This is a genomic window from Segatella baroniae B14, from assembly GCF_022024235.1.
Lineage (GTDB): Bacteria > Bacteroidota > Bacteroidia > Bacteroidales > Bacteroidaceae > Prevotella > Prevotella bryantii.
On record NZ_CP091799.1, the window covers coordinates 1,785,921 to 1,809,796 of the forward strand.

At 36.4% G+C, this 23,876-nt stretch carries 21 protein-coding genes and 1 pseudogene; 16 read left to right on the plus strand and 6 right to left on the minus strand.

Features of this window, described 5'->3' with window-relative positions; all coding sequences use genetic code 11:
* Window positions 1–25 precede the first annotated feature (25 nt).
* The 5 genes and pseudogenes from L6469_RS07485 (at window position 26) to L6469_RS07505 (ending at window position 4,871) form a co-directional block, all read left to right on the plus strand.
* A complete protein-coding gene (locus tag L6469_RS07485; RefSeq protein WP_173651754.1) occupies window positions 26–568 on the plus strand; it encodes a DUF1599 domain-containing protein in 543 nt (180 codons plus the stop codon).
* A 20-nt stretch (window positions 569–588) separates the two neighbouring features.
* Window positions 589–2,702: pseudogene (locus tag L6469_RS07490) on the plus strand (BT_3928 family protein).
* Window positions 2,703–2,777: 75 nt separating this feature from the next.
* A complete protein-coding gene (locus L6469_RS07495) occupies window positions 2,778–3,470 on the plus strand; it encodes an SPOR domain-containing protein (RefSeq protein WP_006282118.1) in 693 nt (230 codons plus the stop codon).
* Between the two features lie 34 nt (window positions 3,471–3,504).
* Complete coding sequence (gene folE, locus L6469_RS07500) at window positions 3,505–4,101, plus strand: GTP cyclohydrolase I FolE (RefSeq protein ID WP_006282119.1); 597 nt, start codon at window positions 3,505–3,507, stop codon at window positions 4,099–4,101.
* Window positions 4,102–4,118: 17 nt separating this feature from the next.
* Window positions 4,119–4,871, plus strand: coding sequence for an exodeoxyribonuclease III (locus L6469_RS07505; protein ID WP_006282120.1), 753 nt, complete (start codon window positions 4,119–4,121; stop codon window positions 4,869–4,871).
* A gap of 91 nt (window positions 4,872–4,962) precedes the next feature.
* On the opposite strand, the gene L6469_RS07510 is transcribed toward L6469_RS07505, so the two are convergent.
* Complete coding sequence (locus tag L6469_RS07510) at window positions 4,963–5,469, minus strand: toxin-antitoxin system YwqK family antitoxin (RefSeq protein WP_027453321.1); 507 nt, start codon at window positions 5,467–5,469, stop codon at window positions 4,963–4,965.
* 898 nt (window positions 5,470–6,367) lie between these two features.
* Here L6469_RS07510 and L6469_RS07515 point away from each other — a divergent pair.
* From L6469_RS07515 to tsaE, 7 genes are read left to right on the plus strand one after another with little or no spacing between them, the layout of a single operon-like run.
* Window positions 6,368–7,588 carry a zinc-dependent metalloproteinase lipoprotein gene (locus L6469_RS07515; protein WP_006282122.1) on the plus strand — a complete coding sequence of 407 codons (1,221 nt, stop codon included), beginning with the start codon at window positions 6,368–6,370 and terminating at the stop codon, window positions 7,586–7,588.
* 18 nt (window positions 7,589–7,606) lie between these two features.
* Window positions 7,607–8,857 carry a 3-phosphoshikimate 1-carboxyvinyltransferase gene (locus L6469_RS07520; protein WP_006282123.1) on the plus strand — a complete coding sequence of 417 codons (1,251 nt, stop codon included), beginning with the start codon at window positions 7,607–7,609 and terminating at the stop codon, window positions 8,855–8,857.
* 4 nt (window positions 8,858–8,861) lie between these two features.
* Window positions 8,862–9,296, plus strand: a complete 435-nt coding sequence (locus tag L6469_RS07525) for a hypothetical protein (protein WP_006282124.1) — start codon at window positions 8,862–8,864, stop codon at window positions 9,294–9,296.
* Entirely contained in the window at window positions 9,283–10,107 is an 825-nt protein-coding gene (locus L6469_RS07530) for a metal ABC transporter permease (RefSeq protein WP_006282125.1), read from the plus strand. Before L6469_RS07525 ends, L6469_RS07530 begins: the two co-directional genes overlap by 14 nt.
* Window positions 10,108–10,142: 35 nt before the next feature.
* Window positions 10,143–13,403: a tetratricopeptide repeat protein gene (locus tag L6469_RS07535; protein ID WP_006282126.1), complete on the plus strand. Its 3,261-nt coding sequence runs from the start codon at window positions 10,143–10,145 to the stop codon at window positions 13,401–13,403.
* Window positions 13,404–13,405: 2 nt separating this feature from the next.
* Window positions 13,406–14,974: a bifunctional response regulator/alkaline phosphatase family protein gene (locus L6469_RS07540; protein WP_006282127.1), complete on the plus strand. Its 1,569-nt coding sequence runs from the start codon at window positions 13,406–13,408 to the stop codon at window positions 14,972–14,974.
* An 11-nt stretch (window positions 14,975–14,985) separates the two neighbouring features.
* Window positions 14,986–15,399, plus strand: a complete 414-nt coding sequence (tsaE, locus tag L6469_RS07545) for a tRNA (adenosine(37)-N6)-threonylcarbamoyltransferase complex ATPase subunit type 1 TsaE (RefSeq protein ID WP_006282128.1) — start codon at window positions 14,986–14,988, stop codon at window positions 15,397–15,399.
* A gap of 71 nt (window positions 15,400–15,470) precedes the next feature.
* Here tsaE and trxA read toward each other — a convergent pair whose 3' ends face one another.
* Together trxA and dnaE are read right to left on the minus strand one after the other, a co-directional pair.
* Window positions 15,471–15,785, minus strand: coding sequence for a thioredoxin (gene trxA / locus L6469_RS07550; RefSeq protein ID WP_006282129.1), 315 nt, complete (start codon window positions 15,783–15,785; stop codon window positions 15,471–15,473).
* A gap of 77 nt (window positions 15,786–15,862) precedes the next feature.
* Window positions 15,863–19,570: a DNA polymerase III subunit alpha gene (gene dnaE, locus L6469_RS07555; RefSeq protein ID WP_006282130.1), complete on the minus strand. Its 3,708-nt coding sequence runs from the start codon at window positions 19,568–19,570 to the stop codon at window positions 15,863–15,865.
* A gap of 138 nt (window positions 19,571–19,708) precedes the next feature.
* Here dnaE and L6469_RS07560 point away from each other — a divergent pair, with 138 nt between their 5' ends.
* Genes L6469_RS07560 through L6469_RS07570 form a run of 3 tightly spaced genes read left to right on the plus strand, consistent with a single transcriptional unit; the run spans window position 19,709 to window position 21,424 of the window.
* Window positions 19,709–20,401: a phosphatidylserine decarboxylase family protein gene (locus L6469_RS07560; RefSeq protein WP_039870200.1), complete on the plus strand. Its 693-nt coding sequence runs from the start codon at window positions 19,709–19,711 to the stop codon at window positions 20,399–20,401.
* Window positions 20,401–21,120 (plus strand): CDP-diacylglycerol--serine O-phosphatidyltransferase, encoded by a 720-nt coding sequence (gene pssA, locus L6469_RS07565; RefSeq protein ID WP_006282132.1) that lies wholly within the window; start codon window positions 20,401–20,403, stop codon window positions 21,118–21,120. The genes L6469_RS07560 and pssA overlap by 1 nt, the downstream gene beginning before the upstream one ends.
* Before the next feature lie 4 nt (window positions 21,121–21,124).
* Window positions 21,125–21,424 carry a DUF4834 family protein gene (locus L6469_RS07570; protein ID WP_006282133.1) on the plus strand — a complete coding sequence of 100 codons (300 nt, stop codon included), beginning with the start codon at window positions 21,125–21,127 and terminating at the stop codon, window positions 21,422–21,424.
* Window positions 21,425–21,490: 66 nt separating this feature from the next.
* Here the strand turns inward: L6469_RS07570 and pyrH are convergent, their stop codons facing one another.
* The 3 genes from pyrH to L6469_RS07585 are packed head-to-tail and all read right to left on the minus strand — an operon-like array spanning window position 21,491 to window position 23,332.
* Window positions 21,491–22,201 carry a UMP kinase gene (pyrH, locus tag L6469_RS07575; RefSeq protein WP_027453328.1) on the minus strand — a complete coding sequence of 237 codons (711 nt, stop codon included), beginning with the start codon at window positions 22,199–22,201 and terminating at the stop codon, window positions 21,491–21,493.
* 19 nt (window positions 22,202–22,220) lie between these two features.
* Window positions 22,221–22,955 (minus strand): biotin--[acetyl-CoA-carboxylase] ligase, encoded by a 735-nt coding sequence (locus L6469_RS07580; protein WP_074803193.1) that lies wholly within the window; start codon window positions 22,953–22,955, stop codon window positions 22,221–22,223.
* A gap of 2 nt (window positions 22,956–22,957) precedes the next feature.
* Window positions 22,958–23,332, minus strand: coding sequence for a YraN family protein (locus L6469_RS07585; protein ID WP_027453330.1), 375 nt, complete (start codon window positions 23,330–23,332; stop codon window positions 22,958–22,960).
* Window positions 23,333–23,422: 90 nt separating this feature from the next.
* On the opposite strand from L6469_RS07585, the gene L6469_RS07590 reads away from it, so the two are divergent.
* Window positions 23,423–23,875, plus strand: coding sequence for a nucleoside deaminase (locus L6469_RS07590; RefSeq protein ID WP_074803191.1), 453 nt, complete (start codon window positions 23,423–23,425; stop codon window positions 23,873–23,875).
* Window position 23,876: the final 1 nt, after the last annotated feature.

The window sequence follows — 23,876 nt, forward strand, 5'->3', positions numbered from 1 at the left end:
TTGCAGCAAATTATATAAAAAGATTATGTCTGAAATATCAAATACAGAACAACAATTTAGAGAAATCATGCAAGAATGCCGCACTCTTTTCGAAAAGAAATTACATGACTACGGTGCTTCTTGGAGAATTCTCAGACCATCTTCACTGACCGACCAACTTTTCATTAAGGCCAAGCGTATAAGATCACTAGAAATTCAGCGAGAATCGCTTGTCGGCGAAGGCATTCGCCCAGAATTTATAGCCCTTATCAACTATGGAATCGTTGGACTCATTCAACTCGAAAATGGATTTGCCGACCAAATTGACATGACACCAAAGCAGGCTATAGCTCTTTATGACAAACATGCTCAAGAAGCGTTGGAACTAATGCTGAAAAAAAATCATGATTATAACGAAGCTTGGCGCTCTATGCGCACAACAAGCTACACCGACTTTATTTTAACCAAAATCGAACGAGTTAAAGAGATTGAAAATATACAAGGAGCAACTCTTGTCTCAGAAGGTATTGACGCTAACTACATGGACATTATCAACTATGCTGTTTTTGGCGCAATAAAACTAAAGTAAAATATAATAAAAATAGATAAATGGCTATAGAAAATACAAACAATAAAATAAAGTCAAGCCCATCTGCAAAGGATAGAGTTCTGACCTCTATTGTTTTTCTATGTAGAATAATCATAGCCATTACCTTTATTTTCTCAGGATACGTAAAAGCTATTGATCCTATAGGAACCCAATATAAGATTGACGACTATTTGGCTGCCATCAATTTACAGGGTACTATTCCCGATTGGATTACTTTGCTAGCTTCGGTTGCTATATCTAACCTTGAGTTTTGCATCGGTGTATTTCTTCTCTTTGCCATTCGCCGCAAACTTATTTCACGCGTCTGTTTGGCATTTATGGTCATCATGACATTATTAACCATATGGTTGGTATGGGCTAATCCAATAAAAGATTGTGGTTGCTTTGGAGATGCTATCAAACTCACCAACGGACAAACACTACTAAAAAATATCATATTATTAGTCTGTGCCATCATTGTTTATAAATGGCCAAGGCAGATGATCAGATTCATTTCCAAATCAAATCAATGGATTGTCATCAACTACACCATTCTTTTCATCTTCATATCAAGTTCTTATTGTCTATACAAATTACCAATAATTGATTTTAGGCCTTATCATGTTGGCGCTAATATAATAGAAGGCATGCAAATACCTGCTGGTGCTAAGCAGCCACAATTTGAGACTATATTCATTATGGAAAAGAATGGAATCCAAAAAGAGTTTACCCTAGATCATTACCCAGACTCTACGTGGACTTTTGTTGATAGTAAGACCACACAAACAGAAGAAGGATATATTCCCCCTATTCATGATTTTTTTATACAAGATCATAAAACAGGAGAAGATATCTCTACGCAAATACTTCATAACAAAGGATATACTTTTATACTCATCTCACCACATGTAGAACAAGCTAGTGATTCTAATTTTGGAGATATCGAGTTAATCTATGAATATGCTCAAGATCACAACATTGCATTTATCGGACTTACTGCTAGTGATAGTTTGGCCATTGAAAAATGGAGAAATATTACAGGTGCAGAATATCCTTTCTACACAGCAGATGAAACTACACTAAAAACAATGATTAGAAGTAATCCTGGACTCATGCTGATAAAAAATGGAACGATCATAAAAAAATGGAGTCACAACGATTTACCAAATAAGGAGCAACTCAGCAAGCCTCTGTCACATTCTGATATTGGAAAACTAAAAAAAGATAACATTCCTACAAAGATACTAACGATTATAATATGGTTTATTTTACCATTATTTCTTTTGACATTAGCAGACAGGCTATGGGCTTGGTCAAAATGGATAAAACAGAAAGAGAATTCTAACAAGATATATCAACTTTTAAAACAAAAAAAATGAGAAAGAAAATCGTAGCAGGTAACTGGAAAATGAACATGAACCTGCAGGAAGGTGTAGCTCTTGCTACTGAACTTAAAGAAGCTTTGGCTGCAGAAAAGCCAAACTGTGAGGTAATCATCGGAACTCCATTCATTCACCTTGCTTCTGTAAGCGAGTTGTTGAAAGATAGCGTTGTAGCTGTAAGTGCTGAAAACTGTGCTAACAAAGAAAAGGGTGCATTCACAGGTGAGGTTAGTGCTGCTATGGTAAAAAGTACCGGTGCAGAATACGTTATCCTTGGGCACTCAGAGCGCCGTGAATACTACAATGAAACTCCAGAAATTTTGAAGGAGAAAGTAGACCTCGCTTTGGCTAATGGCTTGAAGGTTATCTTCTGCATCGGTGAGAGTCTTGCACAACGTGAGGCAAACGAGCAGGAAGCTGTTTGCAAGGCTGAACTCGCAGGTAGCGTATTCCACCTCACAGCAGAACAGTGGAAGAACATCGTAATCGCTTACGAACCAATTTGGGCTATCGGTACAGGTAAAACCGCTACTGCAGAGCAAGCAGAAGAGATTCACGCATACATCCGCAGCTGCGTAGCTGAGGTTTATGGCAAGGAAGCTGCAGAGAACACTTCTATACTCTATGGTGGCTCATGCAAAGCTAGCAATGCACCAGAGTTGTTCGCTAAACCAGATATCGATGGTGGTTTGATTGGTGGTGCTTCTTTGAAATGCGCTGACTTCAAGGGTATCATCGACGCTTGGAAATAATACCCATATACCTTCAGGCTATCTCTACTGGTTAGCCTGAAGGTCATTTATTTGCTCATAAAACATTCACAAAGTATGAAAAAATTCGTAATCATATTGTTTATAGCCATGACATCAGCTGTTTCTATTTCAGCTCAGACATTCATGGACCATCTTCAAAAGAAGACCCAAGGTCAAGGAACAGTTACGGTTACTCAAAGCCAAGAGATAAACGACTTAGTGAATGGCAACAACAATCAAAAAACACTACTGCAAACAAGTTCAAAGACTGTGTCTGATAAGATATCAAACACAGAAAAAAAGAAACAGATTGTAGAACCACAACATTCTACTAAGGAACATCAATCCCAGGAATCGGTCAACCCTATAAAAGAGAATAAAGAAACGCCCCAAACCATTATCAACAAAGAGAATCATCAGAATAACAACAAGAAAGCCGACTCGCTAGATGATGATTTTTCTATCCCGACTGTTGATATGAGAAAGAAAATTATGGCTAGAAGCCATAAAATAACGGGATACCGTGTACAGGCTTTCGCTGGAGGAAATACAAGAAATGACAGGCAAAAAGCCGAACAAATAGGAAGTAATATCAAAATGAATTTTCCGGATCAACCGGTATACGTGCACTTTTACTCTCCAAGATGGATTTGCCGAGTTGGCAATTACAAAAGTTTTGCGGAAGCAAATCGAATGCTTAAAGCTATCAAAAAATTAGGCTACAGCTCAGCAAGTATCGTAAAAGGTAAAATCACAGTTCAATACTAAAGATTCGAATCAATAAATAAAGTAAACAATAACAATGAATCCAGAAACAGAATTTCGCGAGGGATTAGACGAACTCGCAAATCACTATAAAGAAGTATTAAAGCTTTTAGGTGAAAATCCAGATAGAGAAGGATTAGCAAAAACTCCGATGCGTGTTGCTAAAGCAATGCAGATACTAACTAGAGGATATACGCAAGATCCTCATAAAGTTCTAACAGATGCACTCTTTGAAGAAGAAAAGTATAATCAGATGGTTATCGTAAAAGATATTGATTTCTTCTCAATGTGTGAACACCATATCCTCCCATTCTATGGCAAGGTACACGTAGCTTACATTCCTAACAAATACATCACAGGATTAAGCAAAGTAGCAAGAGTCGTTGATATCTTCAGTCATCGTCTACAAGTTCAAGAACGCCTAACCCAACAAATTAAAGACTGTATCCAGAATACCCTTCACCCACAAGGTGTTATGGTTGTAATAGAAGCCAAACATATGTGCATGCAGATGCGAGGCGTTGAAAAACAAAATTCTATTACTACAACAAGTGCATTCAGTGGTGCTTTTGAACAAGCAAAAACCCGAGAAGAATTTATGAATCTTCTTCGTGGAGAGTCTAAGAGAATCTAAGAATCCAAGCCAATAGTATGAAATTAATATCGTGGAATGTTAACGGATTAAGAGCCTGTGTAACTAAAGGATTTAAAGAAACTTTTAAATCCTTTGATGCCGATTTTTTCTGTATCCAAGAAACAAAGATGCAAGAAGGGCAATTAGATTTGCAGTTTGACGGCTATGAATCTTTTTGGAATTATGCAGATAAAAAAGGATATTCCGGAACTGCAATTTACGCAAAGACGAAACCGCTAAACGTAACTTATGGCATTGACATAGACGATCATAATCATGAAGGCAGAGTTATCACTTTAGAATATGATAACTTCTTTCTAGTAACGGTTTACACACCAAACTCACAAAATGAGTTAAAACGCCTCAACTACAGAATGATTTGGGAAAAGGACTTTCAAACTTATCTTCATAAACTTGATAAGAGGAAACCAATAATCGTCTGTGGTGATATGAATGTGGCCCATCAAGAAATCGATATCAAGAATCCTAAAACCAATCACAAGAGTGCAGGATTCACTGATGAAGAAAGAGAAAAGATGACACAACTCCTTTCAAATGGCTTCACAGATACCTTCAGATTCAAATATCCAGAGCAAATAACATACTCATGGTGGTCGTACAGATTTCGTGCTAGAGAGAAAAATGCTGGATGGCGCATTGACTATTTCCTTGTTTCTGATAGGATTAAAGAAAAAGTTTTAGATGCTAAAATACACACAGATATCATGGGCAGCGATCACTGTCCCGTAGAACTTACAATTGAACTTTAAATCAACTACACTTATAAAACAGGAAAAGGTGTGCCTAATGGCACACCTTTATTATTGAATCTCTAGTGGTTATGAACAAAATTTATCGTATTTATAAGAGAGATTTTATCTCGTCCATTGAATGTTTCTCGACAGTACCATCACTTCTAGTGATAGTGAAATAATCATAAGCAGACTTTCCATTAACAAATCGTACAACAGCAACACCACCATCACGAAGCTGTAATGTAAAGTATCCATGACGCTGACCATTTACATACATACCGTGCCATTTCTCTTTACCATTCTTATAATATGTGGTAACTTCACCATTGAATACGGTATTCTTGTCATTAGCTAAATCTATAAAGCTATATCCACCTTCTGCACGAAGATTACCATTCATATAGAAATCCTGGAATACATCCTGCTTTTTAAGACCTTTACCTGTTGTCATCAGCAATCTATAATAACTAGCTTGATCTGCGTGAGCAACATTAATCATATTCTCTGCATAATATATTGTATCTGCAACTACTGTTGCATTTTCAACATGCTTACGAGCAAAACTTGCTATAGTGAGCATTGCCAAAACTGAAAGTAATAATACACGTTTCATAATCATATAGTTTTTAGGTTCTTAATCAGATATTGTTTTTATTTCTATTGCAAATATAGTGTATATTTCTCAAATTTCGTTATTTCTTTAACACTATTTTATACATTTTTTTCAACCATATCTAAGCTGTTATTTTTAAATGTACTTTTAATTTAAAATATCTATTTTTAGGGGTAAATAGTTACTATTTGTAAATTTCAAAGTTACATATATAGCTAAAAACAGTGTCTCAAAATCATTTTAGACAAAATTCTATCTAAATATCGAACAAATCATTTTAAAAGGTAGAAATAATTACTTACAGTTTAAAGCCATCTTTTTGTAAACTTTTTATACCTAACACAAAACTATAACATTTTACTCTCATTTTTATTCAAACTTATAACTATAAAACCATCAAATGTATCAAAATGAAAATAATTAGGCCTCTCAGATTAACATTGATTAATTCCCCGTAGTTTCTACAATATATTTTCCAACCAAAAACTTACTAAAATCTTTCTGTAAATAGCTGAAATTTTACGAGTAAATACAAAATTCGCATTCCACTGGCCAACAAAATCTAGCATTTTGGGGCTGAAAGCTTAATCAACAGGATGTAAAAAATGATCAAAAAGTATGTAAATGCTGATTTAAAAGAATATTTGTACTTTAGTATCTGATTCCAGTGCATTTTTAATTAATTGGTCAGCAACTGTTCGACGATTATCATTTTAACAGTATTCTATGCATCAATATTACATCCACATATCAAAAAAGAACAAAAGCCAGTATAAGTTATTTTTTTTGTTAAATTTCTTTATGACTACAAGATGTGGAGTTAATGAATTTTCAGTAGTTTCTTTGCTCCTTTAACCAAAAAAAATTGTATTTTTGCATTATATAATAATAAAGAGGTATGAAATATCATTTTTTTCTCTCCATCATTACACTGCTTATAATTTGTTCTTCGTGCTCAAAAAATACTACAGAAGAGCTTGATGATAGTATTTATACCATAGATTCAGATAATACAACTGGAAACAAAGATGGACAAAGTCATCAAGATCAGGATACCATATCTGCTAATAATATTACAGACAGCTATCGATATCAGCTACCTATAATATTTCATATTCTATATACGAATGAAGCAGAAAAAGACAGCTTACCTCCAGAACGCTTTACTACAATTCTGAAGAATGTAAACGATTTGTACAAAGGTAATATATATAATCCCCAAAGTGTGGACCTTGGCATTGACTTTGTCATGGCTACCCATAATGAACAAGGAGAACTGCTAAAAAATGCAGGTATAGAATATATTCACTGGAATAGCGATTCTATTTCACCGTCAGAGTTCATGAAAAATTCGACGGGTAAATATAAATCCCTAATCTGGGAACCTAACGACTATATCAATATTATGGTCTACCCTTTCAAGACAGATACAACCAAGTCTACCACGACTTTAGGTATCTCTCATTTGCCATATACAACAACAGAACACAAACTGGAAGGATTATCTGTTAAAGATGGCCAAGTGACAAAAGACAATATAAAATTTGCCTATTGCTCATCCATCAATAGTAAATATGCCCAAAAGTCCTCTGACTCTTGGAGGTATACACAGAATAAGCGTAACCCAAATTGGAACATCAACTCTAGTACAGTTGACATAAGTGTAACTCTTGCACATGAATTAGGACATTATCTAGGATTACATCATGTATTTGCAGATGATGGAGATGATAAACTTGTAGACAAGGAAGAAGATACAGATTATTGTAAAGACACACCTTCATACAATCGTGTAACATACACAGCCCAACTGACAGAAAGAGTATTGGAAATGAACGAATATAACAAACAAAACTTGAATATTGAAGGGTTGACTATTGATAATTTTTATGAATTAGTGAATAGAACCAACCAAGACTCTACGTTCCAATCACACAATCTCATGGATTATTCTTTTAGCCACAGCGATCTCTTTACTCAGGAACAAAGAGATCGAATTAGAAATGTATTATACTATAGCCCACTAATTCCTGGCCCGAAAAAGAATTCTAACGCAGTATCAGTAACAAGAGCTACCAACAACGAGATATTCGATCTGCCTATTCATGTAGCAAGATAACAAAATAATTGAACTTCGATGAAATCATACACAATAAATGCACCCCTACAAATAGATGCAACTATAGAATTGCCAGCCAGTAAAAGTATTAGCAATCGTGCACTCATCATATACGCACTATCACACGGCGGGATTCTCCCCAAAAATCTTTCAGACTGTGATGATACGGAGGTCATCATAGCTGCTTTAAAAAATAGCCCTGACATTATCGATATCAAAGCAGCCGGAACTGCCATGCGTTTCATGACAGCTTTTCTGTCATCTACTCTTGGTTCACATACTATTACAGGAACCGAAAGAATGCAACATCGTCCTATCAAAATACTTGTTGATGCATTAAAGTCACTTGGCGCCAATATTTCGTATATAAAAGAAGATGGATTTCCACCACTTCACATCACAGGGAAACAACTTACCGGAGGACATTTGCAAATTCCAGGAAATATAAGTTCTCAATATATTTCAGCTCTATTGATGATTGGACCAATTCTTAAACAAGGATTGGAACTTGAACTTTCTGGTGAAATTGTGTCTCGACCTTATATAAACATGACACTTAAAATTATGGCATATTTTGGAGCAGAAGCACAATGGGAAAGCGAGAATATTATCAAAGTATCACCAAAACCATATATTAACAAAGCGTATCTTGTTGAAAATGACTGGAGTGGCAGTTCATATTGGTACGAAATTATGGCTCTTTGCAAAGATGACCAGGCTAAAATACATCTTACCGGGCTGTTCAGGAATTCACTCCAAGGCGATTCTGTAATTCAGGATATCTTTGCTAAGTTAGGAGTACGCACTGTTTTTGAAGAATCAGGTACTGATGCAACAACAACAGTTACACTAACCAAAACTCCATACCATTTAGAGTCGTTTACATACGATTTTACAAAATGTCCAGATTTAGCACAGACCGTAGTTGTAACTTGCTGCGAATTGGGTATAAAATTCCATTTTACAGGATTAGCAAGTCTGAAAATTAAAGAAACCGATCGTATAGAAGCTCTCAAAATAGAACTAAGAAAACTTGGTTTTATACTGCATGATGAGCACGATGATACTTTAATTTGGAATGGCGATAGATGTGAAGCGTCCATGGCACCGATAGATACTTATGAAGACCATCGTATGGCTATGGCTTTTGCACCAACTTGCTTTGTTCATAAGGATCTGTTGATGAATAATCCACAAGTAGTCAGCAAATCATACCCACACTTTTGGGATGATCTACGACAGGCAAATTTTTTAATCAAACAAAATTAACACAATGTGGGTATTAATCGGTTCACTAGCTTTTCTAGGTATTATTGCAGCCTTGTTCGGCTATATATCAAACAGGAAAGGAGAAAGTCAAATTACTATAGCTCCCTCAACAGCCAACTGCGCTACCTGCAGTGGTTCTGACCCTAAATGCGAACAAGAATGCGTCATGGAAGCTGCGACCAAAGAAATAGAATATTTCGATGACGAAGAACTTGATCAGTTCAAACATAAAGCATCTGATAGCTATACAAATGAAGAAGTCGAGCTATTTTCAGACATTATGTACACCATGAGACCAGAAGAAGTAAAAGCGTGGAACAGAAGTTTGATATTACGAGAGATTAATTTTCCAAATCCTCTGAAAGATGAGTTAATTGCACTTATAGAAGAGGCAAACTCTACAAACGATAAAAACGACAAAAAACATGAGTATATTTGAATATACATTTTTCCAGAATGCTCTAATCGGTTCTCTACTAGCCAGCATACTCTGCGGATTCATTGGTACCTATATCGTTACCCGCAGATTGGTATTCATTAGTGGTGGTATTACTCATGCCTCTTTTGGTGGAATAGGCATTGGTGTCATTTTGGGAATCAGTCCGATTTGGAGTGCCATGTTTTTCTCTATCATGAGCGCCTTTGGTGTTCAGTGGATTTCCCGAAAAGGAGGTGTACGAGAAGATTCTGCAATTGCTCTTTTTTGGACACTTGGCATGAGTATCGGAATTATATGCTGCTTTCTTACTCCAGGATTTATGCCTGATCTTTCATCGTTTCTATTTGGCAACATATTAACGATAGAAAGTTGCGACCTCATACTTCTAGGTATATTGGCAGCTGTGGTAACCTTACTTTTTACTTTCTTTTTAAGACCTATACAAAGTATTGCATTCGATCGTACTTTTGCTCGTTCACAACACCTACCTGTAACTTTCATCGAATATCTCATGATGGCTCTCATCGCGATGACCATTGTGTCAACACTACGAATGGTGGGTATCGTTTTAGCTATAAGTCTGCTGACTATACCACAGATGACAGCAAATCTTTATACATACTCTTATAAAAAGATGATTCTACTCAGCATCATTATCGGATGGATAGACTGCCTTATGGGACTTGGCATCAGTTACCAGTTAAATGTTCCTTCTGGAGCGTCCATAATCTTTGTAAGCATCATCATGTACATCATGATGAAAATCGAAAGATTAATTCATCAAAAATATCATAAAAGCATTAGAATTTGAAAATTAGGATTTCACATATTAAACTACTATTAATAATGTCTATTCTTGTAGCCATTGTGAGCTGTTCTACCCAAAAGAATACAGCTAAAAATAGATGGTGGCATTCTCTTAATGCCAAATACAACACCTATTACAATGGTTCGCTAGCCTATATTGACGCTTCCCTTGAAAAAGAAAACGGCAATCGAGACAACTATACTGAAATAATTCCACTGTATACTGTTGGAAACAAGAACAGTATAGCTATTGGCAAGTCTAACTTTGATAGAGCTATTGAAAAATGTGAAAAAGCTATCCAACAACATAGTATAAAACGTAAACCAATTTGGGATAAAAGCAGACGAAAAACAGCAAAAGATATAGAGTGGCTTAATCGCAAAGAATTTAACCCATTTCTTTGGAAAGCGTGGTTATTAATGGGACGGTCTCAGTTTCATTCCGGACAGTTTGACGAAGCTGTATCAACCTTTTCCTATATGAGTCGATTATACGAGACACAACCTGCCATTTATGGAAAGGCACGTGCCTGGTTGGCCAAATGCTTCATACAACAGGGATTTTTGTATGATGCAGAAGATGTCATGAAAAATATAGAAAGAGACTCCATCCATTGGCGCGCACAAAAAGAATGGGACTACACGTATGCCGATTACTATTTACATACCCATAATTTCGATAAAGCAATACCTTTTCTGAAAAAGGTTATCAAGCACGAAATGAGACGCAAGCAAAAAGCTCGTGAATGGTTTTTACTTGGACAAATTGAGGCTTCTTTAGGTCATTATCAAGAAGCTTATACTGCATTTAAGCATGTACAAAGACTCAATCCACCATACGAACTGGCATTCAATGCACGCATTGCTATGACTGAAGTTATGGCTGGAGGGCAAGCCAAGAAAATGATTTCAAGACTCAGACGTATGGCTGCATCTGATAACAATAAAGAATATCTTGACCAAGTATACTATGCCATTGGAAATATCTATTTAACACAAAAAGACACTATGCAAGCTATAAAAGCCTACGAAGAAGGATATGAAAAAGCAACTCGTAATGGTGTAGAAAAAGGTGTATTACTGCTACATCTTGGCAATTTATACTGGGATAAGGAAAAATACGGAGATGCACATCGATGTTATAGTACTGCTATAGGTCTTCTCGATAAAGACCGAAAAGATTATAAGACTCTTGAAGATCGCGACAAGATTCTTGAAGAATTGGTTCCTTATAGTGACGCTGTGGAATTACAAGACTCTCTACAGCGTTTAGCTCGTATGAGCGATAAAGAAAGATATGCTATTATTGATAAATTAATAGCTAATTACAAGAAAAAAGAAAAAGAACAAAAAAATAAAGAAGCAGAAGCACAAATTACAATTAATAACAGCAAGAATGGCTTTCATACAGCAAATACAAATAAACAGCAGCCTCAACAATTATCTAACACCCAACAAAACGGAATTTGGTATTTCTACAATCCTTTAACGGTATCACAGGGAAAAGTTTCCTTTGAAAGATCATGGGGCAAACGGGAAAACGTGGATAACTGGCAACGCTCCAATAAAACCGTTGTTGCTATGGGTGAAGAGAATCAGGAACAATTATCTGATGAACAGAGAGATTCTCTTTTTGCAGAACAGAATAGACTTGATTCGCTGGAAAATATAAGCGATAGCGCACAGAACAATCCACATAAGCGCGAATATTATCTCAAAGATATTCCATTTACAGAAGAACAAATTACAGCAAGTAATAAGATTCTTCAAGATGCATTATACCACTGTGGCATAATCTTTAAAGATAAATTAGACAATCTTACACTTAGCGAAAAAGCACTTAGACGTATTACTGACAATTATTCAGATTATGAACACCTCGATGATGTTTATTATCATTTATTTTTGTTATATTCACGTGAAGGACAAGCTAATAGAGCTAATACTTATATCGAAAAATTAAAAGATGACTATCCACAAAGTCAATGGACGACTCTCCTTACTGACCCATATTATATAGAAAATGCAAAATTTGGTGAACAAATAGAAGACTCTCTATACGCTGCTACATACGAAGCATTTAAAGCAGATCGATATCAAGAAGTTAAAGCCAATACAAGTATTTCTGAATATCGCTTCCCTACTGGTGCTAATAGAGATAAATTTCTATTTATCGGTGGTATGAGCAAACTCAATAGTGGTGATACCAAAGGTTGTATTTCTGATATGAAAACTATCGTCGATAAATTCGCTAACAGCAGACTGGCAGAAATGGCTGGTATGATTTTGAATGGAGTTAACGACGGAAGAAAACTACATGGAGCCAAATTTGATTTGAATGTGGTATGGAATCAGCGTGCAGATATTCTTAATGATAGTAATACTATTAAAAATCAAAAATTTACGGCTGAACGAAATACGGAGTTTAATTTCATCATCATGTATAATCCAGATTCACTACATGAAAACAAATTATTATTTGAAGTTGCGAAGTTCAATTTCACCAATTTCCTTGTCCGCAATTTCGATATAGCCATCGACGATGTTGACGGCATACATCGCATGCGCATCCAAGGATTTAGGAATTATGACGAAGCAATGCAATATGCTCGACAATTAGCAGATCAGGAAAATATTGTCAGGAGTATTGAAAAAAATGCTAACACGTTAATCATTAGCAATACAAACCTTGAGATAATTGGGAAATATTTGTCTTATAGTGATTATGATAAATTCTACAAGAAGCATTTTGCAACACTTAAGATACGTACATTCCGCCTATTGACTGAGCCAGAAGAAATTATCACTGACAAAGAAAATAGCAGTACAACACCGACACAAGAAGAAATGAATAATATGCTTAATGACGGTATTTTCATTGACAATGGTTTGGATATAGAACCTAAACTAGAAGGTACTATTATTCAGGAAAAAGAAAAAAATACTTCTTCTCCTTCTTCTCATACAACTGTTGTAGAAATTAAAGAAGAAAAAACAGCAACTCCTGTACCTGCATCACCAAAGACTTTAGGAGTTACCATTCCTACCAAAACAGTCATTGAAAAAGAAACAACAAAGAAGACAATTGTCAATGGCAATAGCAAAGTTAGCAAAAATATACCATCCCAAAAGTCTTCGGTCAAAAAGGAATCTATTTCCAAAAAGACAAATACAGGCATATATTTCAATGATGGATTTAGTAATACAAAAAGCAACAGTTCCAAGACGAAGGACAAACGCCAACCTCAAAAGCAAACCTTCGATTTGGAAGATGAATATTATGATTTAGAAGGATTTTAATTATGAGCAATGGATTATTATTGTGGGTAGACGACGAAATCGAACTTCTAAAGGCACATATTATATTCCTTGAGAAGAAAGGATACGAAGTTGTAACAGCAAGTAACGGCAGCGACGCAATTGACCTATGCAAACAGCAGAACTATGATCTTATAATGCTGGATGAGATGATGCCTGGTATCAGTGGACTAGAAACGCTCCAAAAGATAAAGGATATTCAACCTACGACCCCTATTGTTATGGTCACTAAAAGCGAGGAAGAACACATCATGGATCAGGCAATCGGATCTAAAATAGCAGATTATCTGATTAAGCCTGTCAATCCTAGTCAAATTTTGCTCAGTCTGAAAAAAAATATCCACCGAAAGGAAATCGTTACTGAAGTAACACAGAGCGAATATCAGCAAAACTACCAGAATATCATGATGCAGATCAGCGAATGCAGAACTGCACAAGACTGGATTAACCTATATAAAACTCTTGTGAAATGGGAACTCGAACTCAGTAGTACAGATAGCGAAATGACCGATATGCTGAAAATGCAAAAAGAAGAAGCCAATATCGGATTTGCTAAATACATATCCAAAAACTATCTATACTGGGTTAACCCCAAGACCATGAAGGATAAAGAAGCCGAACGGCCTATAATAAGTCCAGAGATTTTCAAGAAAAAATTATTCCCATTATTAGATAATAATGAAAAAGTATTTTTCATTGTAATAGACAATTTTCGTTTCGATCAATGGAAAATGCTTGCTAAAGAAATAGGTGATCTGTACGACATTGAAGAAGATGTATATATGAGCATTCTTCCTACTGCTACACAATATGCAAGAAATGCGATTTTTAGTGGACTTATGCCTAACAAAATTGCTGAAATGTTTCCAGAATTGTGGGTAGACGAGGATGAAGAAGAAGGTAAGAATCTGAACGAAGCGCCACTCATCCAGACACAATTAGACCGATTCAGAAGACACAATTCTTTTTCTTATCACAAAATCAATGATTCCATAGGTGCAGATAGGTTTTTAGAGCATTTTGATAATCTTAGATCAAAAGATCTCAATGTCGTTGTTATCAACTTCATTGATATGTTATCTCATGCCCGAACAGAATCCAAAATGGTTAGAGAGCTCGCTAATAGCGAATCGGCATATCGAAGTATTACCACAAGTTGGCTGCGACATTCTGTCATATCCGAACTATTTAAACAACTAGCCAAAGAAGATTTTAAAATTATTCTAACTACTGACCATGGCTGCATACGTGCTTCTAAACCCGTAAAAATTATCGGAGACAGAAACACCAATACCAATCTGCGATATAAATTAGGAAAGAACTTAGCTTATAATTCCAAGGAAGTCTTTGCCATAAAAGAGCCTGCTAAAGCACAGTTACCATCACCTAACATTAGCACGTCTTACGTATTTGCCACAGGTGAATCATTCTTTGCTTATCCAAACAATTACAATTATTACGTATCTTACTATAAGGATACATTTCAGCATGGTGGCATTTCAATGGAGGAAATGCTCATTCCACTGATTACTTTAAAACCAAGAAAGAGATAAATAGATAAAATATGAAGATTACGATTACATCACTGGATAATATCCAGGAAGCCGCTCAAGAATTTTTAAATAATTTAGGCGACAACAAAATTTTTGCGTTTTATGGTAAAATGGGAGCTGGAAAGACTACTTTCATTAAGGCCATTTGTGAAGCACTAGATGTTGACGACGTGATTACATCACCAACTTTTGCAATCGTCAATGAATATACATCTAACAAATTAGGTGAGCCAATATACCATTTTGACTTCTACCGAATTAAAAAGTTAGATGAAGTATACGACATGGGGTATGAAGATTATTTCTACAGTGGTAATTTATGTTTCCTAGAATGGCCTGAACTCATAGAAGACCTGCTTCCTGAAGATGCTGTTAAAGTTACTATAACCGCCAACGAAGATGGTACTAGAAACATCGAATACTAAACATAAGCATATAAAAAATGAGAATGCCATTTTGACATTCTCATTTTTTATATATCATGAAACTATGAATCTTACAGCAAAGCCTTGAATTTTTCTTCGATAGTAGCCTTTGAAGCAGCACCAACGAACTTATCAACTAGCTCACCACCCTTGAAAAACAAAATAGTAGGAATATTACGAATACCATATTCCATAGCTATTTCATCATTTTCTTCTACATCACATTTACCTACAACAATCTTGCCATCATAGTCATTAGCAAGTTCTGAAACAATAGGACCTACCATACGACAAGGACCACACCATGTTGCCCACAAATCTACTACCAAAGGTAATTCACCATTTTTATAAGACTCAAAATTGTCAGTTGTAATTGTTACTTCCATCTTTATTCCTTTCGTTTAGTTTATAATGTGCACAAATTTAATTAATAAATACGGAATCCGCAAACTTTATGCCATAATTAATTGATATGATAATTCATATCTGCATTACTGTCTATCAGATGAATCAACTCCTTCGGAATATCAATCATCATATCCTTAGCACGAAGCAAAACTACACTATGTGTATCTTTGTCGTGTATCTGGAAGTAAACCGCAGTCTTACCAGGATGGTTTGCCAATATGATATTCATATCATTTACTGTTGCTTCGTCAAGTACATCACTTTCTACTTCTATCGTAATTTTGTCTATTTTAGTATCCTTTACCGTTTGTAAATATTGTATATCAGAGATACGAAATTCGTAATAATTAGAATCACGATATTTGGGAACACATTTACCAGTTATATATACCGAACAGCCTTCTGTCAACATACCTCTCCATTTACCCCAATCTTCACCAAAAAAAGCAAGTTCTCCTGAGCCTTCAAAATCTTCGATTGTCACAAAGCCGCATGGTTTACCATTCTTGGTAAATTTAGATTTTACGCCTGTAACGATTCCACCTAAAACAATATCTTCCTTCTTTGCAAGCTCAGCCTTATCCTCAATTTCTGTACAATGCGTATTACACATGCTATTTAACACGATACTATAATCATCAAGAGGATGAGCTGATATATAAATACCGACAAGATCACGCTCTCTGTTTAGCTTTTCGATTGTACTCCACTGCTCTCCCTCTGGTATCGGAGGAGTTGCAATTTCAATAGCATCAGCTCCACCAAAGAGTGATGTCTGCGCTTCCATTTGCTCAGCCTGGAACAACTGACCATATTTTACAAGTGTATCAAGGAAAACTTCCCCCTTGGCACTAGTACCAAAATATTGTTCACGACGAAGACCAAAGCCATCGAAACCACCACTCAGTGCAAGACTCTCAAAAGCCTTACGGTTGACAGAACCAAAATCTACTCGTTCTGCAAAATCAAATATTGATTTATATGGCCCATTTTTCTGGCGTTCAGCTACTATAGATGCAGCAGCATTACCACCCATACCCTTAATAGCAGAAAGACCAAAACGAATTTCTCCTTTATCATTAACACCAAATCCTGAATAACTCTCATTAACATCAGGGCCTAATGTCTGTATACCCATCGACTTACATTCTTCCATCAATTTGGTGATTTCTGTAATCTGACTAAAACGACGGGTCATCAACGCGGCCATAAATTCTGCAGGATAGTGAGCCTTCATATAGGCTGTCTGGTAAGCTACCCATGAATAGCAAGTAGCATGAGATTTATTGAAAGCATAAGAAGCAAATTTCTCCCAGTCACCCCAAATTTTTTCAAGCACTTTTGGATCATGACCATTTTCTTGTCCCTGCTTCAAGAACTTTGGCTTCATTTGGTCTACAATCGCTTTTTTCTTCTTACCCATTGCCTTACGAAGGGCATCACTCTCACCACGAGTAAAACTAGCTAACTGACGAGAAAGAAGCATCACTTGCTCTTGATACACAGTAATACCATACGTATCCTTTAAGTATTTCTCCATACAAGGAATGTCATACTTTATCTCTTCCCTGCCGTTTTTACGAGCAATAAATGAAGGTATATAATCCATAGGTCCTGGTCGATACAGGGCATTCATGGCTATCAAGTCTTCAAAGACGGTAGGCTTTAGTTCACGAAGATACTTCTGCATACCTGCTGATTCAAACTGGAAGGTACCAATGGTTCTTCCTTCTTGATACAACTTATAAGTCAGTTCGTCATCAATAGGAATATTATCTAGATCTACTTCAACACCAGTAGTTTGCTTAACAACTTTGCAAGCCTCTTTTAACTCGGAAAGTGTTTTCAAACCCAAGAAGTCCATCTTGATCAAACCGGTAGATTCAATCACATGACCATCATACTGAGTCACTGCCGTTTTGAGACCAGGAAAATCTGGGTCATCAGCAGTAGATACCGGAACCCAATTACTAATCGGGTCACGACAGATAATAAAACCACAAGCATGAATACCTGTTCCTCTGACTGTACCCTCAAGCATTTTAGCATATTTTATAGTATTACGCTCTCTTGGATCAGAAGACGATTCTGCCTCACGTAATTCAGGAGTACACTTGATTGCATTAGTCAAATTCATCTTCAGACCATCAGGGAGACGATCAGGAATGGCTTTACATAAAGCATTTGAACGATCAAGAGGCAACTTTTCTACTCGAGCAACATCCTTTATAGAGTTTTTGGTAGCCATACTCGAATAGGTAATAATATGAGCACAGTTTTCATGACCGTACTTATCCATTACCCATCTCAACACCTTACCGCGGCCATCATCATCGAAGTCTGTATCAATATCAGGAAGGTTTACACGATCAGGATTCAAGAAACGTTCAAACAGTAAATCATACTTTAGTGGGTCTATCTTCGTAATACCTAAACAATAAGCAACCACAGAACCCGCAGCTGAACCACGACCTGGACCGACCATAACCCCTAACTCCTCACGAGCTGCTCGAATAAAATCAGAGACGATCAAGAAGTAGCCAGGAAAACCCATAGTCTTCATGACATGCAACTCGAAATTTACATGTTCTTTTACATTTTGCGGCAGTGGGTCACCGTATAATTTCTTAGCCCCATCGTAAGCTAGTTTTGCTAAATATTCAGCTTCATACTTGATACGATAAACTTTATCCCATCCTCCTAACGACTCTATCTTCTTCAAACCATCCTCACGAGGAAGAGTATTATCCCCATTTTCATCAGAAGAAAATTCCTTCAACAAGTCTTCTGTAGAAAACTTTTTTCGGATATCATCCTCTGTACCAAACGATTCAGGAATTGGGAAGAAAGGCATAATAGGACCATGATCTATACTGTACATTTCTACTTTGTCCAGTATATCTAATGTATTTGAAAGAGCTTCTGGAACATCAGAGAAAACTTCATTCATCTCCTCACGTGTTTTAAACCACTCTTGCTTACTGTATCGCATACGCATCGGATCATCCAAATCCTTACCAGTAGACAAACAAAGCAAATGGTCATGTGCCTCCGCCGTTTCTTTATCCTCAAAGTGAACGTCGTTGGAACAAATCAATTTGATACCATATTCCTTAGCAAAATCTATTAAGACCTTATTAGCTTTTTGCTGTAAAGGGAAAGCCTCACGGTTAGCCATAATCACTGGATCCTTTACCTCATGGCGTTGCAGTTCCAGATAATAATCCTCACCAAAAACACGATGATACCATTCTAAAGCTTCACGAGCACCAGCAATATCACCTTTAATAATTTTAGCAGGGACTTCACCCGCAATACAGGCTGAGCAAACAATAAGACCCTCATGATATTTTTCTAGATCTACGCGATCTGTTCGAGGACGATAATAATAACCATCAACCCAAGAACGGGATACCAACTTAATGAGATTTTTATATCCCTCATAGTTTTTTGCTAAAACTATAAGATGATAACCACTCTGATCACCATTTTCTTTAACCTTGTCTTCAAGACGATGGTGAGCCACATACATCTCACAACCAATTATCGGCTTAAATGGTTCTAAACCTTCCTTTTTCCGTCCCTTGTTAACACCACTACAATAATCTACAAACTCCTTAATACCAAACATGACGCCATGATCGGTAATAGCCATACCTTTCATGCCATCCTGAATAGCCTTATCAACAAGACGAGGTATCTTAGACTGACCATCAAGAATAGAATAATGAGTGTGGACGTGTAAATGAACAAAATCTTCCATTTATATAGTTCTCTCCTTAGAAAAACGTTGGTAAAGATACGAGTAAAACTCCGAATAGCCAAAAGAAAGAGAAAAAATTTGCAAAATTACCAAAAAAGGTTTACCTTTGCACAGAATGATAAAAACCTAATCCGCAGAATGGGAAATAGAATCAAGAAATTTAAAAAAATCAGAATACATAGAGAAGGAACAAACACCTTATTGTATAGCGGTATTTTATTAATAGCAGTTGCGGGACTGCTATGGTATGTCTTTGAAACAAAAATTCCATTTTGGAGTTTTGTAGTTATTTTCGGTATAGTCTATGGTATTGTAACAAACTTTTACCAATGTCCTATCCGCTATATTAATGTAGACGATACCAGCAAACTTGTTGTTGCTCCTGCAGATGGTAAAATCGTTGTTATCGAGGAAGTTCAAGAAAATGAATACTTCCACGACAAACGCATTATGGTTTCCATTTTTATGAGCCTCTTTAATGTTCATGCTAACTGGTTTCCTGTTGATGGAAAAGTAAAGTTTGTACGTCATCGCAATGGTAATTTTCATAAAGCATGGCTCCCAAAAGCCAGTGAGGAAAACGAACGAGCAGATACAATGATTACTACACCAGACGGTGTTGATATTTTGTGTCGTCAAATTGCCGGTGCAGCAGCTCGTCGTATTGTTACTTACGCTAAAGACGGAGAAGATTGCTTCATTGATGAACACCTCGGCTTTATCAAATTAGGGTCACGAGTAGACGTATTCCTTCCTGTCGATTCTGAAATTTTGGTAAAAATGGGACAGAAGACGACTGGCGATCAAACAATTCTTGCAAAATTGAAGTAATGTCTATCAAGAAACATATTCCAAATACTATTACGTGCTGTAATCTGGTTTCTGGCTGCATTGCCACTACCTATGCGTTTACAGGAAACACATCCATGGCCCTGGCATGGATTATCATTGGTGCCATATTTGATTTCTTCGATGGAATGAGTGCTCGTTTACTCAAAGTGTCTTCTCCTATTGGAAAAGAACTAGACTCACTTGCAGACGATATCACCTTCGGTGTCGCCCCATCTACCATCATTTTTTGGCAACTAAATGTTATAGAGTATCCTGAGTTCTTAGACACTTATCGAGCATATATTCCATATTTCGCATATATTATGGCTGCTTTTTCTGCTTTAAGACTAGCGAAATTTAATTTGGATGAGCGTCAGACTACCTCTTTTATCGGATTACCTACACCTGCTAATGCCCTTTTTTGGGGGTCATTAATTATAGGAGGCACTCCTTTCTTTGAACATTCTACGTATAGTGTATACTTTCTACTATTCATGATTTGTCTGAGCAGTTGGCTACTCATTTCTGAGATACCAATGTTCGCTTTGAAATTCAAACATTGGGGATGGAAAGAAAACAAAGTAAAATATTCTTTTATCATTACATGCATTATCTTCTTTACTCTCTTTTTATGCATCGGCTACTTGACTGCTTCATTTGCATTCATTATAGCTTGGTACGTAATTCTTTCAATTATTCTCAACCGTAAGAGAGTATAATTATATGGTAACAATTCTTCATTTTCTGCTAATTATCATCATTGCATTCCTTCTGATTGTGGGCATGGTCGCTTTTCGTATTTATACACGGATACGCCAACATGCTAATCGCTTTAAACAGCAGATGAATGAATCTTTTGGTAATAATCAACATAGTAATGGTTCTTACACTTCTAAGCAGAATAAATCAAAGGATTGTTCTTCGGACGAAGAAATTATTTTCGACGTGCACAATTCTAGAGAAGTAAATAAGAAGATTATTCCAAAGGACGAAGGAGAATATGTAGACTTTACAGAAGAATAAAAACAATAAAAGGACACCTGCAAAGAGGTATCCTTTTATTGTTTATATATAACATTCTTACAGAAATTAGTTATGCACAAGTGTGCCTATCTCTTCACCTTCCATTACTTTTTTAAGATTACCAAAGATATCCATATTAAATACATAGATAGGAAGATTATTTTCCTTACACATCGTAGTAGCAGTAAGGTCCATCACCTTTAAGCCACGAGTATATATTTCATCATAAGTAATATCAGTAAACTTGGTAGCTGTTGGATCTTTCTCAGGATCAGCTGTATAAATACCATCTACACGTGTACCTTTCAACATCACATCAGCTTCAATCTCTATACCACGAAGAGAAGAGCCAGTATCTGTAGTGAAGTAAGGACTACCAGTCCCAGCAGAGAATATACATACATATCCTGCTTCCATTGACTCTATTGCTTTCCACTTATTATAAAATTCACCGATAGGCTCCATACGAATAGCAGTTAATACTTTTGTTTTAACTCCCAAAGCACCCAGGGCACTGCTCAAAGCAAGAGAGTTAATAACAGTTGCACACATACCCATCTGATCACCCTTTACACGATCAAACCCCTTCTGACTACCACTAAGCCCACGGAAAATGTTACCACCTCCGATAACAATACCTATCTGTACACCCATTTCGTGAACTTCCTTAATCTGTTTTGCATAGTCAGATAAACGATCTGGATCAATACCGAAACCTTGATTACCCATTAAACTTTCACCACTCAACTTGAGCAGTATTCTCTTGAATCTTGCCATATATTAATAAGTTTACATTTTAATCTAACAAAAACTGCACCTCCTTAAAAGCATAAGAGTGCATCACTCCTTTCCGATCCCTCAGAATTAAATGACCATCATCTTCTACTTCTACCAAAGCACCTTCAAATTCTCCATAAGCATCTCGATAGGTATGAAAACCATGCGATCTATATAACGCAGAATGATACAAAGCAACTATCGAATTATAATCAGCTCGTAAAACTAACTCCATTGTTTTTTTGAAAGCCTCAACAATTTCAAGCAATAATTCTTCGCAATCCAATTCATAACCTAGTATCTGAACAAGCGAAACGGGATTTGGGGCACCACTTCTAAATTCTGTTTGATTAACATTAAGGCCAATACCAAAAATACAATTTTTGATATGATGCTGAGCTATCGAAGTTTGAATAAGTGTACCACATAATTTTTTATCCTTCCAATAAACATCATTCGGCCATTTAAGAGTAATACCATCCGTATATTTCTCTAAAACAGACTTAATAGCAACAGCCCCCATTTCTGATAATAGAAACTGTCGAGCCACAGGGACCATTGTCGGATGTATCAATATACTAAAAAGCAAATTTTTACCAACTTCACTCTCCCACGTATTGGTACCCTGTCCTTTACCTGCCGTCTGATAGTCAGCAACAACAACGGTCATATCTTCACCACTCGCTGGTGTATAATCTGCTAACCAACGATTTGTTGAATCCGTTTCCTTTAAATGTATTGCCCTTATATTCATTTTTAAAACAATAATGGGTTAAAAGCATCCTCGATATGTTTAAACCTTTGGACTATACCATCAGAACCAGTAATTGAGATGATATCAAAGCGAAGCGGTTTGTCAACCTCATAAGTCTTAACATAGACATTAGCAGCTGATCGTAAATTTTTTATTTTAGCAAGATCAACAGCTTCTTCAGGCATCTGTCCATCATTAACCGTTCTTGTCTTAACCTCTACAAAAACAATTAGCTCACCATCAGGAGTCTCTGCAATAATATCAAGATCACGCTTACCGTCCTTCCAATCTCGCTCAAGAATTACATAATCTTCACTTTCCAGGTATTCTTGAGCCTTATCCTCCCCCCAAGCACCTAAATCGTTATGTTCTGCCATTATTATTCACTATTACTAATGCAAAATTACGATTTTTATTCTACATCTTCAAACTTTTCTTTGTAAATTTGTCTCACTAAAAATAGGTTTATGACAACAGAAGAAATACGAAAAGAAGACGAGAACTTTATGCGCAAAGCACTCATTGAAGCCCAAAAAGCTTTCGAGGAGGGCGAAATACCCATCGGTGCTATTATTGTATGCAAAGGAAGAATCATATCAAGAGCACACAATCTAACCGAAACACTGAATGACGTTACGGCTCATGCTGAAATGCAAGCTATAACTGCAGCTGCCAATACACTTGGTGGGAAGTATCTAAAAGACTGCACACTATATGTGACTATCGAACCATGTACGATGTGTGCCGGTGCCATAGGATGGGCACAAATACCACGAATTGTATACGGTGCTTCCGAAGAAAAACGAGGATATCGTAAATATGCTCCACAGACTATGCATCCCAAATCCTCAACAACTTGTGGCATACTTGAAGATGAATGCAAAGAACTGATGCAGCGTTTCTTTCAACATCGAAGATAAA

Bases quoted from the DNA above. Each gene is read 5' to 3' on its own strand.
- dnaE (WP_006282130.1), bottom strand. From the start codon at position 19,570: ATGGAAGATTTTGTTCATTTACACGTCCACACTCATTATTCTATTCTT.
- L6469_RS07505 (WP_006282120.1), top strand. From the start codon at position 4,119: ATGAAATTAATATCGTGGAATGTTAACGGATTAAGAGCCTGTGTAACT.
- L6469_RS07570 (WP_006282133.1), top strand. From the start codon at position 21,125: ATGGTAACAATTCTTCATTTTCTGCTAATTATCATCATTGCATTCCTT.
- tsaE (WP_006282128.1), top strand. From the start codon at position 14,986: ATGAAGATTACGATTACATCACTGGATAATATCCAGGAAGCCGCTCAA.
- pssA (WP_006282132.1), top strand. From the start codon at position 20,401: ATGTCTATCAAGAAACATATTCCAAATACTATTACGTGCTGTAATCTG.
- trxA (WP_006282129.1), bottom strand. From the start codon at position 15,785: ATGGAAGTAACAATTACAACTGACAATTTTGAGTCTTATAAAAATGGT.
- L6469_RS07585 (WP_027453330.1), bottom strand. From the start codon at position 23,332: ATGGCAGAACATAACGATTTAGGTGCTTGGGGGGAGGATAAGGCTCAA.
- L6469_RS07525 (WP_006282124.1), top strand. From the start codon at position 8,862: ATGTGGGTATTAATCGGTTCACTAGCTTTTCTAGGTATTATTGCAGCC.
- L6469_RS07590 (WP_074803191.1), top strand. From the start codon at position 23,423: ATGACAACAGAAGAAATACGAAAAGAAGACGAGAACTTTATGCGCAAA.
- L6469_RS07535 (WP_006282126.1), top strand. From the start codon at position 10,143: ATGTCTATTCTTGTAGCCATTGTGAGCTGTTCTACCCAAAAGAATACA.
- L6469_RS07495 (WP_006282118.1), top strand. From the start codon at position 2,778: ATGAAAAAATTCGTAATCATATTGTTTATAGCCATGACATCAGCTGTT.
- pyrH (WP_027453328.1), bottom strand. From the start codon at position 22,201: ATGGCAAGATTCAAGAGAATACTGCTCAAGTTGAGTGGTGAAAGTTTA.
- L6469_RS07510 (WP_027453321.1), bottom strand. From the start codon at position 5,469: ATGAAACGTGTATTATTACTTTCAGTTTTGGCAATGCTCACTATAGCA.
- folE (WP_006282119.1), top strand. From the start codon at position 3,505: ATGAATCCAGAAACAGAATTTCGCGAGGGATTAGACGAACTCGCAAAT.
- L6469_RS07515 (WP_006282122.1), top strand. From the start codon at position 6,368: ATGAAATATCATTTTTTTCTCTCCATCATTACACTGCTTATAATTTGT.
- L6469_RS07485 (WP_173651754.1), top strand. From the start codon at position 26: ATGTCTGAAATATCAAATACAGAACAACAATTTAGAGAAATCATGCAA.
- L6469_RS07540 (WP_006282127.1), top strand. From the start codon at position 13,406: ATGAGCAATGGATTATTATTGTGGGTAGACGACGAAATCGAACTTCTA.
- L6469_RS07560 (WP_039870200.1), top strand. From the start codon at position 19,709: ATGGGAAATAGAATCAAGAAATTTAAAAAAATCAGAATACATAGAGAA.
- L6469_RS07520 (WP_006282123.1), top strand. From the start codon at position 7,607: ATGAAATCATACACAATAAATGCACCCCTACAAATAGATGCAACTATA.
- L6469_RS07530 (WP_006282125.1), top strand. From the start codon at position 9,283: ATGAGTATATTTGAATATACATTTTTCCAGAATGCTCTAATCGGTTCT.
- L6469_RS07580 (WP_074803193.1), bottom strand. From the start codon at position 22,955: ATGAATATAAGGGCAATACATTTAAAGGAAACGGATTCAACAAATCGT.